The organism is Diaphorobacter sp. HDW4A (assembly GCF_011305995.1).
Lineage (GTDB): Bacteria > Pseudomonadota > Gammaproteobacteria > Burkholderiales > Burkholderiaceae_C > Diaphorobacter_A.
In genome coordinates, this window is sequence record NZ_CP049911.1 from 91,241 (window position 1) to 103,736 (window position 12,496).

General features: G+C 62.2%; 8 protein-coding genes. 6 read left to right on the plus strand and 2 right to left on the minus strand.

Annotated features, from left to right (window positions below; genetic code table 11):
- Positions 1 to 378 precede the first annotated feature (378 nt).
- Entirely contained in the window at positions 379 to 1,515 is a 1,137-nt protein-coding gene (locus G7047_RS29875; protein WP_240939628.1) for a hypothetical protein, read from the plus strand.
- Positions 1,516 to 1,527: 12 nt separating this feature from the next.
- Here the strand turns inward: G7047_RS29875 and G7047_RS31425 are convergent, their stop codons facing one another.
- Positions 1,528 to 3,675, minus strand: coding sequence for an SEC-C metal-binding domain-containing protein (locus G7047_RS31425; RefSeq protein ID WP_166312380.1), 2,148 nt, complete (start codon positions 3,673 to 3,675; stop codon positions 1,528 to 1,530).
- 439 nt (positions 3,676 to 4,114) lie between these two features.
- On the opposite strand from G7047_RS31425, the gene G7047_RS29885 reads away from it, so the two are divergent.
- Entirely contained in the window at positions 4,115 to 5,308 is a 1,194-nt protein-coding gene (locus G7047_RS29885) for a hypothetical protein (RefSeq protein ID WP_240939629.1), read from the plus strand.
- A 499-nt stretch (positions 5,309 to 5,807) separates the two neighbouring features.
- Here G7047_RS29885 and G7047_RS29890 read toward each other — a convergent pair whose 3' ends face one another.
- Positions 5,808 to 6,521: a Crp/Fnr family transcriptional regulator gene (locus G7047_RS29890; RefSeq protein ID WP_166312381.1), complete on the minus strand. Its 714-nt coding sequence runs from the start codon at positions 6,519 to 6,521 to the stop codon at positions 5,808 to 5,810.
- A gap of 130 nt (positions 6,522 to 6,651) precedes the next feature.
- Here G7047_RS29890 and G7047_RS29895 point away from each other — a divergent pair, with 130 nt between their 5' ends.
- The 4 genes from G7047_RS29895 (at position 6,652) to G7047_RS29910 (ending at position 12,380) form a co-directional block, all read left to right on the plus strand.
- A complete protein-coding gene (locus G7047_RS29895; protein ID WP_240939630.1) occupies positions 6,652 to 8,727 on the plus strand; it encodes a TonB-dependent receptor domain-containing protein in 2,076 nt (691 codons plus the stop codon).
- A gap of 130 nt (positions 8,728 to 8,857) precedes the next feature.
- Complete coding sequence (locus G7047_RS29900; RefSeq protein ID WP_166312383.1) at positions 8,858 to 9,919, plus strand: ABC transporter substrate-binding protein; 1,062 nt, start codon at positions 8,858 to 8,860, stop codon at positions 9,917 to 9,919.
- A gap of 56 nt (positions 9,920 to 9,975) precedes the next feature.
- Positions 9,976 to 10,392, plus strand: a complete 417-nt coding sequence (locus tag G7047_RS29905; RefSeq protein ID WP_166312384.1) for a cupin domain-containing protein — start codon at positions 9,976 to 9,978, stop codon at positions 10,390 to 10,392.
- Positions 10,389 to 12,380, plus strand: coding sequence for a TonB-dependent siderophore receptor (locus G7047_RS29910; protein WP_166312385.1), 1,992 nt, complete (start codon positions 10,389 to 10,391; stop codon positions 12,378 to 12,380). The genes G7047_RS29905 and G7047_RS29910 overlap by 4 nt, the downstream gene beginning before the upstream one ends.
- Positions 12,381 to 12,496: the final 116 nt, after the last annotated feature.

Below are 12,496 nucleotides of genomic sequence, written 5' to 3' on the forward strand. Positions count from 1 at the left end.
TGAGAATACCCGAGCGTTTGCAGAGGGGCATTGAGTGGCCGCCAGGAGCGAGCGCGAACGACCGCTCCTGGCCGGGTGCGAGTGCCCCGTCTGCCAACTTCATCGCCCGAGAGCAGCCGTTCAGGGAGCGCCTTCTGACCGGCCGGTTTATGGCGAGCAATTCCAAAAGCTAGCGGGCACGTCTCGCCCAAGAGCGGTCGATCATGAGTGGCTGCTAATAGGCTGATCAACGTGCATGGAGGGACAATTGATCTGGACGCCAGCGAGGCCGCACCAAAAGGCTCCGTTGCCACTTAGCCAACCAAATCTTTCAGATACATGAATGCTGGTCTAACCCCGTCCGAACGTCTAGTCAACGACCTGAGTACCAGTAGCTTCATGAGGCTTTGGACGCACCCGAACCCAGTCGGCAAGGGCGGGAAGGAACTGTGTGACTGCCTGATCGTCTGCGGCCCCCACATCATCATCATCTCTGTGAAGGAGATCGAGTTTCGTGACACGGGCGACACCGTGGGTTGGGAGCGGTGGCAGAAGGCCGCCATCGACAAGTCGGTCCAGCAGATCTGGGGTGCCGAGCGTTGGCTTCGCGTCGCCGATCGCGTGGTTCGCAGCGATGGCCGAGAGGTTGTGCTGGCGCCAAAACCGGATCGCAGCTTCCATCGAATCACGGTCTCCCTAGGCGGCAGAGGGAGCGTCCCCCTGAAGTGGGGCGATCTGGGTCACGGATTTGTCCACCTTCTTGACGAGTTCAGCTTGCAGGCCTTCTTCAGCGAGCTCACGACGATCACTGACTTCGTTCGCTACTTGTTGGCTGCCGAACGCATCTTCGAACGCGGCGCCAAACCGGTCTTCGTTGGCTCCGGAGCAGAGGACCTGCTTGCGCTCTATGTCCAGAACGGGGAGGACTTTGGCTTGTTCGACCCGGACACAGGCGAGCCGGCGCTGGCGTTGATCCAAGACGGCGTCTGGGAGGCTCTGATAAATCATCCTGACTACCTTGCGCGGAACAAGGATCTCGAGTCCTCCTACGCTTGGGATCGGCTGATCGAACACTTCGTCGAAGACCTCCTAACGGATGGGATGTTCGACATGTTCCGCAGGGAGGTCACGCAGAACGAGCTCGCGCTGGCTGCGATGGCGATGCAACCCCGTGGTCACCGCGCCAACCTTGCGGATTCCTTTCTGGAGTTCCTACACCCGACCACCAAACATGTGGCCGCAAGAGTTGTCGTCGCGGACAACCAAGCCGCATTCGTCTTCACAGCCGGCGACTCGGCAAATCGCGATCTGCGTGCCCGCGAACTGATGCTGCGGTGCCTTGTCGTTCGCGGCCGATGCAGTTCAGTGAAAACGGTCGTTGGCATTGCCACAGACAGGCCGCAAGCCGGAAAGCAAGGCCACTCTTCGGACATCGTCTACTTGCACATGCCGGACTGGGATCCGGCCGAGACCACAAAGATTGATCGGATCCAGGCGGAACTCGGTTACTTCAAGAACACCCGGTGGCCGACTTGACCATGGTGCGCGTCAACCGAGGCAGCACTTCTTGTACTTCTTGCCGCTGCCGCATCGGCAGGGGTCATTGCGACCGACCTTCGTTCGTGCCTTGGCGGCTTGGCGGAGCAAGGCCCTCAAGTTGCCCGGCTCGCCCATGTTCTTCGTCAGCGCGTCCATCGCGTCGTCTTGCTCCCATGGGAAGTCCAGATTGAGCCCGAAGCGCAGCGCCTGATCGCTTGGCCGCACACATACCCCGAACCAGGTCTGGGCATGCTCGGTGTACTTTCTGGCATAGCAGTGTCTTTGCAGCGTCGGTCCGGCAACTTCTATCGGGTCGTCGTTGCAGTGAATCGTGATGCCTGTGCCACCGCTGCCCAGCCCCACGGTGACATCGTGATTCTTGCCATCAGCGATGCCCAGCTTGGCAAGCTGATCGATGACCGCGCTGACCTCAAGCACAGTGTCCTCGCCGAGCTTCAGCAGCGTGAAGCCAAGGTCGATAGTTGCGGGATCGGGCCGGGCTTCAATTGCCTTGACCATGCGTCCCAGGGCCGTCACGCTGAACCGCGTCAAGATGCCTTCAGGGGTGCCCTTGCCTGGGATGCCCTCACGCCGAACCAACATCGCCAGATCGAGGTCAGCGGAGATGTCGTCCTCCAGCATGACCATGTCATGCTCGTCGTCTACCCAAAGATTCTTCTTGAGGTGGTAAGACAAGATCGTCAGCTCATGGGATGCCACCAGCTTGTTGGTGTACCCGGTCCGGCGATCCACGTAGCTCAAAAAATGCAGTGGGGAGCTGAGCATTTCGGTCATCGCGTCGAGCGCGAAAACGTCCATGACGAAAGGCGGCGAGATCGCGTCGGTCGCCGTGAACTTGAGGAACTGTCGGGCCTGAAAGCTCAAGGCCGGGTAGTGATCTGAGATCAGGCAGATCAAGTAGATTCGCTTGAGGCCTGTCGGCAGTGTCACGACATTGCCGGTGGCGTCTTTGAGTGTGCACTTGCCTTCCTCGATCAGCTTCGCGCAGCGATAAGCTTGATCGCTGGAATCCTGAATGCTCTTCTTGAAGTCGTCTTTGATCTGGAGGTCATTACCGCGCCGGGCCTCAAGCGTCAGGCGTTTGGATTTGGCCTGCAGGACAAGGGCACGATTGCCGAACAGCACCAGCACGTCGATTTCAGCGAGCTTGGTGTCCTTTGACTCAAAGATGTCGATATTGGCAAGCACGTTCTCCGCGCCGAAGACCTGCCGCAGGCGCTCGACCGCAAACTGCTCGGTGAAGGCTCCGCGGTTCTGCATTGCAGTGCTGACATAGGCCTTGTCAGCACCCATCCAGTAGAACGGCGTTTCATACAGCGCTTCTACGAGGCTGTAGATGTGGAAGAGCAGGAAGTTGCCATCCGGCATGCGGATGAGTGGACTGGCGTTGGCAATATTGAAATCGTGCAGCGCATTGAACTGCTCGTTGTGTGCACCCGGTGGGACGGCAAATGCCGATAGGACCTTTTCGACGATTGGCGGATCGATGTGCCCGAAGTCGGCGACCTCTTGCACCGAGAACGCATTCCCGGGCAGGAAGGTCCATGACTCTTGGGGCGTTCCGTGCATGGCGCGCATGAATCGGATCGCCTTCTCATCCTGCAATCGCGAAACGGCAAGGACGACGTTGCGGGCATCCTGTACGGAGAAGGCCTTGTTGGCAAGGAGCCAAGGGTCATCATTCGCGTACTTGGTAGGGGCGAAATCACGGTACTGAAAGCTGTAGGCCGACTCCCCGCCATAGAAGATCGGTTCGCGCAGCGCGGCGCCGTCGGTGAATGGATTGAAACCTGGTTCGGCGATCTTGGCAGGATCAATGTCCTGCCAAAACGACGCAGTCATCGTGTGATGGATCTCCTCAAGAAGAGCTTCCGTGGCTTCGATGTACTTTTCAAGGACCGGGGGTGCCGGGAGCGTGTAGTCAATCGGGTTCTTGAGCATCAGCCCGATGAGGGTCGATGTCTCGGTACGGATCAGCCGGCTTTTCGAGAAGAGGTGCTGCATATCCTCGGCTTTCATCTCGCCCGAGTACTGGATCATGTTGTCGCGGGAGCAGAGATGGGCGATGGCATGCGCGTAGCCGGGCGAGGAGCAGAGGCCAGCCAGCTCGTCAAAGATTTCTTGCTCAGCTCGCATCGTGTTCTCCACCCATGGCCCCGTGAAACATTGCAATCATGTCGCAGCTTCCTCCGATCGCCCGATCATGGGCTGCCCAAGTCTTTCCCACACTGGCAAGTGTCGTCTAAGCACGGCGTAGGCAGGCTGCGCTATTCGCCTCTCTGCGACTTCGAATGACAGCTCCGGGTCGCCGATTTAAGGGCTGTGGAATTCGCCTGTGGGTCGATGGCCGGTCCCGGTGAATGACCGCTGATCGGCACCCGACCCAGCACATCAATCGCGACTTGGTCGGACGAGTGGTAACCGGCTGCTCCCAGCCTAAAGCCGAAACCTGACAGGAGTGCCATGCTCCGCACATAGCCCCCAACAGTGTTGCACGTGGGGCGCTTTCCCCCTGTTTCTATATCTCTTGCCCAAATACTAAATCTGCCTAAAGTTATGGCTCGGGAGGAGAGACATGCAAGGCACAGAGCACACCAAAATTCGCCATCGCCAGTCTTCACTGCAACAGGCATTCAATGGCGTTCGCGCACTGGCTGTGGGCGCAGGTATTTTGACCCTCTGCAGTGCAGCCGCCGCTTTTCAAATCGCCCCCATGGGCTCAGCATTTGAATCCAAACTTACCAACGAGACTGAAGACTCGCTAGCTACGGTCGCAGGTCGTTTGGGCGTTCTGATCAAAGGGCGGGTGCATGAGGAGATCACCCAGATTGCCATGGGTTGCCCGGTGGAGCCGGCTGGCCTTGCTCAAGACCCTGTCTGTAGCGATCGCGATCTTCCATTCGCGACGCCTTATGTCATCTACGGGGTCCGATGGAATGACTTGCCGCCCTTCAAACTGTCCACTGAGGAAGGCAATTGCACCTACCTGGGCAAGTCCTGCAAAGTGTCAGAAACCATTCGCTTCTCGACACAACCGCTGTGCTGGTACTGCCTATTCAAGGATGCAGAAAAGAAAGCCCAGATCAAGCCCATCGTGGGCTGCAGCAAAGCTGCTGGCATTCAGCGCGGTAACTTGATGACCCGCTCCCATTTTGGTGATCTGCAGTTCTTGCATGCAATGGCCAGCGAAGAGGGCGTGCACCCTGGAGCCACCCGTGCGAAGGTATTGGATTGGCTTGAGTTCGCGTGGAAAGTGGCATCGCGAGAAATCAAACCCGATACCTTCCTGCGAGACATAGACAACCCAACGCTGCAAGAGCACTTTGGCTGCACGCAGTGGCGCGTCTCCGATCTCTACATTCTGGGCCGGCAAGACAAAATGCTGCCTTACCTGCACCACGTTGCCTTTGGCTCACTCCTGCATACCGTCCAAGACTCCTTTGCGGCAGCCCATGCTACCCGCGAGGTCTCGCCACCCGGCGGTACTTGCCAAGACGCCGCGTGGCCTCAGCCCCGACGCATCGTGGAATTTCACACCTACGGAGCTCAGGACGGCCATCTGCATGACGAGCAAGATAGCCGCGAAGCGATGACCCGCGTGAGCATTGCTGAAAAATGGCCTGATGCTGTAGAGGCCACGCGGACGCTGGCCCAGTTCTACGATGAGAGAGCGCGCTGGATGGACGTGCAGCCTTATTTGCAGTGCTTGTTTGAGATCGCCGACGAGCGCCACAACTCATCGCCAGGAGCGCCGTTCCGTCGCCGCTAGTGCAAGTAAGGCTAGGCATCGACCCGCCGATGTCCATGACAGCATAGTCCTAGCTGAGCAATGTCATGACTATGCGCTTATCCAGTTTGCATACCTTGGAAATAAGCACTAGCAGTGCTAAGCGCGTGTCACCTGAGTGGACTTCCACTGGTAGACAAGCGGTGGAAAGGTGACCACAAGCTACGCCATGTGCTTTTGAGTGGGGCCGAGTTCTGCTTGCTAAGCTTTACGGTGAAGATGTTCCCTAAGGTCAGCAAGCCAAAACTGATGTTGGATGCATTCCGCAAGAGAGTGCTGTGTGCGGTACTGTCGATATTAGGCTGTGGAATGCGTCGTCGATGAGTTTACGACTGTAGCGTGCGCGCTCCACGGCAGAGCAAGGCGCAAGGGCGCGTGGATGCTAGTTCGCTGTTTACGACTTTATTTGGCGCGAATACCCGGCCCGGCCCGGCGCGAGCGGCTCAAGCGGGTCCGTGCCGTGGCTATCACGCGCAGTGCCTTAAAAAGGCCGAGCACTCCCAAAGGCCAGGTCGCGCAGTGGTGATGCGTTGAGCAGCGTCCAGCTCCGCCGTTGGCCGCATAGCCAGCTTTGGGTCTGCCAGTCGGCGAGCAAGCGGCTCAGCGTCTCAGCGCGAATGCCCAAGTTGGCAGCCAGCTGGCGCTGGCTCAAGGGGAGCGTGATCTCTCCCTGCGGCGTGCGCGGTAGCCGCAGCAGGTAGGCGGCCAGACGCTCTGGTGCGCTGCTGGTGGTGAGCCATTGCATTTCATTGATGTAGCGGTAGAGCCGCTTGCTGAAGTCTTGCAGCAGCCTCAGGGCCAATGCCGGGTGGCGCTCGCAAGCCTGGTGCATCGCCTCGCGGCTTAGGCGCCACACAACCGTCGTGCCTTGGGTGCGCGCCGTCATGGGATAACGGCCGTGCGCCATGAACATGGCCGCCTCGGCCACGCTGTGTCCGGCCTGAAAACAGTGGAACACCAACTCTTGCCCCTCGTGACCAAAGCGCACTACCTCGACGCAGCCGCTCTCTATCAGCAGCCAGTGGGTTGCTGTGTCGCCCTCGCAGAACAGTGTTTCGCCATCGCGATGCTGTCGCTGCTGGGCGCCTTGTGCCAGTGATTCCAGCACCGCAGGGTCAAGCCCCCCAAGGGCAGGCAAGGTCGCAATCAGCGGGATAAGTTCTGATGGTGTGGAGCCGTTGTTGATAAATGTCATTGGTTGAAACCGCTTGTGCGTGGATCATATTGAGAATACGAATAACTCTCAATAACAAATTACCATGCGCATTCGTTTATCTTTGCCTTTGGCCAAAAGCGGCCCAGGTTGTTTGGCTGTGTGGGCCGTCATGGCCCAGGTTGCGATGGCTCAGGACGCGTCGCCTTTGAAGCCAGAGTTGCCTGCGGTCACTGTCCAATCCAGCCGGGATAGCGCTCCTGTCCCCATGGTTGACGGTGTGGATGCGGAGCGCGCTCGCCTGGCGCGTGTGCCTGGTGGAACGAACTTGGTGGAGCCCCAGCAGCAAAACCGAGTGGCCACCTTGCGCGATGCGCTGGACTATCAACCGGGCATCGTGATCCAGGACTTCTTTGGGGGCACCGATCAGCCGCGCCTGAGCATTCGGGGCTCGGGCATTCAAAGCAACCCGGTCAACCGAGGGGTGTTGCTGCTGCAAGATGGCCTGCCGCTGAACGAGGCCGATGGCTCATTCATCATCGGCTTTTTGGAGCCGCGCAACGCTGCGTTGGTCAGTGCGCGCCGGGGGGCGAATGCGCTCACCCCGGGGGCCACTACGTTGGGGGGCGAGCTGGATTTTGTATCGCTGACTGGCGCCCAGGAACGCGGTCGCGTGCGTGCCGAGGCGGGCAGCTATGGCCGCCAGGCTTTGCAGGCGGCAGTGGGCGGGGTGGGGGAGCGGTTTGACAGCCGTATCTCGGCCAGCAGCGATCGGTTTGATGGCTACCGCCACCACTCTGCGTCCAGCCGTGACAGCGTGCAAGCGAACCTGGGTTTTCAGGGCAATGGCAGTTTTGAAAACCGCACTTACCTGAGTTGGACCGACCTGTCGTTTCAGATTCCGAGCGTGGTGCCCAAAGACCGCATTGCGTCTAACCCGCGCGGCGTGATGGGGGATGGCGTGACGGCGCAAGACCAGCTGCTGAACGTGTACAAGCGCGACCCGCGCCGTGCGGCGGACCAACTGCGACTGGCCAATCGCTCGCGCTGGGGCTCAGACGCCTTGCGCCAGGAGCTGGGGGTGTACTGGCAAGACACCGATGATCTGTTCAACAACCAAACCAACTACACCGTGACCCACAGCCGCACGGTGGGCGCGCAGTGGCAGGCCAGCGGGCGGCCCGCTGGCGAGCAGGGGGCCTGGGGCTGGCGCACCGGGGTGTCGTGGGCGCAAAGCGACATGCAGCGCGATCTGTACGCCACCAGCCCCGTCAATGGCCAGCAGTTGCAGCGCTTTGGCGCCTACGACCTGGACGCCAGCAATGTGCAGGCGCTGGCAGCGCTGGACTGGCGCGTGGCAGCGGACTGGACGGTGGTGGGCAGCGTGCAATGGAGCCACCTGACGCGTGATGCCGCCAGCCGCACCAGCGCTGCGCAGGCTGATCAAGACTGGACATTTGCCACTCCCAAGGTGGGAGTGAACTGGGCGGCCACCCCTACCACCCGCCTGTGGGCCAACCTGAGCCGCAGCCACGAGGCCCCCACGTATTGGGAGATCGTGAGCGCCACCGTGGCGGCCAACAGCCCCGCCACCGCCAGCGCCGAGCTGGTGCGCCTGGCTGCGCAGCGCGCCACCACGCTGGAGGTAGGGGGCGAGGGTCAGTGGGGCGAGGGTGCACGGCCCGTGCGCTGGAGCGCGGCGGCTTACCGCAGCATCTTGGCCGATGAGCTGATCTCCACCACCGATGCCAATGGCATCAAGGTGGGCACCTACAACTACCGTGGCGGCACCTTGCACCAGGGGCTGGAGCTGGGGCTAGCAGGCGCGCAGCCACTGCTGGGCGGTGTGCTGGATTGGCGCGCCAGCTGGACGCTGAGCGACTACCGTTTTCGCGGTGGGGTGTATGCCGGCAAACAGATTGCAGGCGTGCCGCGCCACCTCATCAATGCAGAGCTGATGCTGCGCCAAGGCGCGTGGCGTGTGGGGCCCAACCTGCGTTGGTTGCCGGTGGATACGCCGACAGACCACGCCAATACGCCGGGCGCCGAGCAAGACGGCTATGCGCTGCTGGGCATCAAGCTGGAATGGGCGCAAGGGCCCTGGGCCGCCTACCTGCAGGCCGATAACCTGACCGACCGCCGCTATGCCAGCAGCTACGCCATTCGCAACCAGGCCACAGCAGCGCAGCCCGGCTATTTGCCAGGCGTGGGGCGCAGCCTGACGGCCGGGGTGACCTACAAATTCTGAGCATCCCCTTGCTTCGGTTTTCCCGATTTCGCCATCAGCCGAACTTTCCCCAATGCGCCGACTTCGCCATTTGCCGCTTCCTCTGTGCCTTGCGGCGCTGCGCGATGGGCATGGCGCACGACCACCGATCATGCATTCCCGCTTCTTCATCCCTCAGGCCACACCGTCGCGCCGCCAGGCGCTGGCCCTGCTGACCCTGCCGGTCGCTGCGCCGCTGGCATCGCCATCCTGGGCGGCTGGTGTTGCTGCAGCAGCGACGGCGCCCTTGCCGCAAATCACGCTGGCCGGGCCGCCCGCCCTGGTGTCAGCACCGCTGATGCACATGGCGCAATCCAATGCGCTGCAAGGCGTGGCTCAGCGCACGGTGTTTACCGCCTGGCGCGACCCCGATCAGCTGCGCATGATGGCCATGGGTGGCAAGACCGACGTGCTGGCCATGCCCAGCAACGTGGCCGCCAACTTGCACAACCGGGGGGCTGGGGTCACGCTGCTCAACATCTCCACCTGGGGCGCGCTGTGGGTCGTCACGCGCGACGCGCAGCGCAAGGCGCTGGCCGACTTCAAGGGCGAGGAAATCGCCGTGCCCTTCCGGGGCGACATGCCCGACATCGTGCTGCAGGTGCTGGCCGCCAAGCAAGGGCTGGATGTGCAGCGTGACTTCCGCATCCGCTACGTGCCCACGCCCATGGAGGCCATGCAGCTGCTCATCACACGCCGCGTGTCGCACGCGCTGCTGACCGAGCCGGGCGTGTCGCTGGCGCTGCGCAAAACGCAGTCGTTTCCGGTAGGGTTGGCGGCGCCCACGCTGCACCGTGGGGCGGATTTACAGCAGGAGTGGGGGCGTGTTTTTGCCCGAGCTCCGCGCCTGCCCCAGGCGGGGATTGCGGCAGTGGGCGCACTGCGCGAGCAGCCAGCCGTCTTGGCTGCAGTGGCGCAGGCCTACGCCCGCTCCGTGGCTTGGTGCCGCGCCAATCCGATGGAGTGCGGTCAGATGATGCATCGGTATATCGATTTGCTCACCCCGGAAGCCGTCGCAGATGCGGTTTCCACCAGCCAGCTCGACGCCGTGCCCGCCCTTGCCGCTCGGGGTGATTTGGAGTTTTTCTTTACCCAGCTCATGGCGCGCAACGCCGCCTTGGTGGGGGGCAAGTTGCCTGAAGCGGGGTTTTACGCCGCCCCAGCATCCGCCTGACACCTGCGCGCGCCGCCAGCCCTGTTTCTTTACTTCCCATCGAACGAAAGCACCTTATGTCTTTTGGAACCCGAGTTCGTCTGTGTGCCGCTGCGACTTTGCTGGCGGGGCTGGCCCCCGCATGGGCCGCCGACGTGTTTGTGCAAACCCCAGACCAAGCCGCCTGGCAGGCCGACAAGAAAACGCAGCGCGTGGACGTGCATGCCGACGCGGCCCACCAAGTGGTGACGCGGCGCGTGCGCATTGCCCCGGGCACCGATTTGCCGCCGCACACCCACGCGCAGGGCTACCGCTTGGTCACCGTCATCAGCGGCACGCTGCTGCTGGGCTTTGGCGACCAGTTTGACGAGGCCGCACTCAGGCCCATGCCGCCGGGCAGCGTGTTTTCAGAGCCCGCAGGGCACAAGCACTTTGCACGCACCCAGCAAGAGCCCGTAGTGCTGCAACTGACCGAAGTAGGAGGCCAAAAATGACCCAAGCACACCGCCCCCAGGTTTCCAGGCGCACCCTGCAGCACACCGCATTGGCGCTGGCCACCATGGCCTTGTGCGGCGCAGTGCAAGCCCAGGGACAAGTTCAGGGGCAGGACAGTGCCGCAGCAACGGCCGCTGCCAAGGCGCTGCCATCGGTCACCGTCACGGCCACCCTGAACGAGCAGGACGCGCGCACCGCGCCCGCCAGCGTCACGGTGATTGACCGCGAGGAGCTGGCCAACCGCAACGCCACCGATTTGCTGGACGCCGTGCGCGGTGCGCCGGGCCTCACGCTTTCGCCGCGCCAGGTGGGTGGGCGCAAGACACTGGCCTTGCGCGGGCTGGAGGGCAAGCACACGCTCACGCTGATCGATGGGCGGCGCATCAGCGCCTCTGATGATGTGGTGGGGCATTCGGACTACCAATACGGCTGGCTGCCCATGTCGGCCATTGAGCGCATCGAGGTCATTCGCGGCCCCATGTCGGCGCTGTATGGCTCTGAGGCGCTGGGCGGTGTGGTCAACCTCATCACGCGCCAGCCCAAAGACCGCTGGATGGGCTCGGTCAGCCTCTCGGGCAGCAACCCCACCAGCTCCAGCGAGGGGGAATCCACGGGCACGGCATCGGTGTTTGCCACCGGCCCGGTGGGCGAGCGGCTGACGCTGCGCGTGAATGGCGAGGTGGCGCACAGCGCGCCCGTGGCCGACCGCAAGGATGCGCGCAACTCCGAGATCGAGGGGCGCCATTCGCAGGCGGGGGGCGTGGCGGCCACCTTTGCCATCGATGCGCAGCAGTCCATCGAGGCGGGTTGGACTGGCGGCAATGAGCGCCGCTTTTACGACACCGTGTCGTCCACCAAAGGCGGCTACCGCAGCACCTATGACATCGATCGCTCGCAGGCCCATGTGGGCTGGCAGGGCCGCTTTGATGGTTGGCGCGGTCGTGTGCAGGCCTACCGCAGTGAGATCGACATCGTCAACTCGGCCAGCAATGGGGTGGCGGCCACGCGCCCGCAAAACCTGCTTGACGAAGTTATTGACGGGCACGCCACCTTCAAGCTGGGTAGCCACCAGGTGACCTTTGGGGGCGAATGGCGTGACGAAACCTTGACCAACGCTGGCCTGACCACGGGCCGCGACTCGGCCACGCACAAGGCGCTGTTTGTGCAAGACGAGGTGGCGCTGGGCTCATCGCTGATGTTGACCGGCGGGCTGCGCGCCGACAACCACGAGCTCTTCGGCAGCGAGGTGAGCCCGCGCGCTTACCTGGTATGGGAGGCCAGCCCGGCGCTGGTGGTCAAAGGCGGCTTTGGCCACGCCTTCAAAGCGCCCACACTCAAGCAGATTTCGCCCAACTACGTGGGAGCCGAAGGGCCTCACACATTCAAGGGCAATGCCAACGTGAAGCCCGAGTCGTCCAACTCGTTCGAGATCGGGGCCGACTGGCAGGCTGCGCCCAATTGGACGCTGCGCGCCACCGCGTTCAATACCGAGGTCAAAGACCTCATCACCTACCGCCTGCTGAGCACCGTGGGCACGCGGCGCACCTACCTCTATGACAACGTGGATGCAGCCCGTATTCGGGGGCTGGAGCTGGGTGCGGTGTGGCAGGCAACGCCCCAATGGGCCTGGAGCAACGACCTCACGCTGCTCAACACCCGCGACAAAACCACCGGCAAGAAGCTGGCCGACCGCCCGTCCAGCAGCCTGACCTCGCGCCTGGAGTGGAAGAACGCCTCGGGCTGGAGCGCCCGTGTGGGCGGTGAGTTCATCGGCAGCCAGACGGCCACCGATGGCGTCAAGTTGCCTTCCTACGCGCTGTGGAGCGCCAGCGTGGGCAAGCACATTGCGCTGGGCGACCAACGCAAGCTGGTGCTGCGCGCCGGACTGGAGAACATTGGCAACGTGAACCTGGCTGAAAAATCAGACAGCTTTGGCTACGCCGAGCGTGCGCGCCGCCTGTTCGTGTCGGCGCGTGTGGATTTTTGAAGAGGGGAGTGAGTGAAGCGATAAGGACTGTGTGATGAACCACCCCCGGCCTCCTCTCTGGTGGGGAAGCGAGCGCCGGGGCGTGCGCCACATCGTGCCTGAATGCTATTAAAATC

What these genes read in the sequence shown, in the direction of transcription:
- G7047_RS29875 (WP_240939628.1), top strand. Translation starts at nt 379, where the DNA reads ATGAGGCTTTGGACGCACCCGAACCCAGTCGGCAAGGGCGGGAAGGAA.
- G7047_RS31425 (WP_166312380.1), bottom strand. Translation starts at nt 3,675, where the DNA reads ATGCGAGCTGAGCAAGAAATCTTTGACGAGCTGGCTGGCCTCTGCTCC.
- G7047_RS29885 (WP_240939629.1), top strand. Translation starts at nt 4,115, where the DNA reads ATGCAAGGCACAGAGCACACCAAAATTCGCCATCGCCAGTCTTCACTG.
- G7047_RS29890 (WP_166312381.1), bottom strand. Translation starts at nt 6,521, where the DNA reads ATGACATTTATCAACAACGGCTCCACACCATCAGAACTTATCCCGCTG.
- G7047_RS29895 (WP_240939630.1), top strand. Translation starts at nt 6,652, where the DNA reads ATGGCCCAGGTTGCGATGGCTCAGGACGCGTCGCCTTTGAAGCCAGAG.
- G7047_RS29900 (WP_166312383.1), top strand. Translation starts at nt 8,858, where the DNA reads ATGCATTCCCGCTTCTTCATCCCTCAGGCCACACCGTCGCGCCGCCAG.
- G7047_RS29905 (WP_166312384.1), top strand. Translation starts at nt 9,976, where the DNA reads ATGTCTTTTGGAACCCGAGTTCGTCTGTGTGCCGCTGCGACTTTGCTG.
- G7047_RS29910 (WP_166312385.1), top strand. Translation starts at nt 10,389, where the DNA reads ATGACCCAAGCACACCGCCCCCAGGTTTCCAGGCGCACCCTGCAGCAC.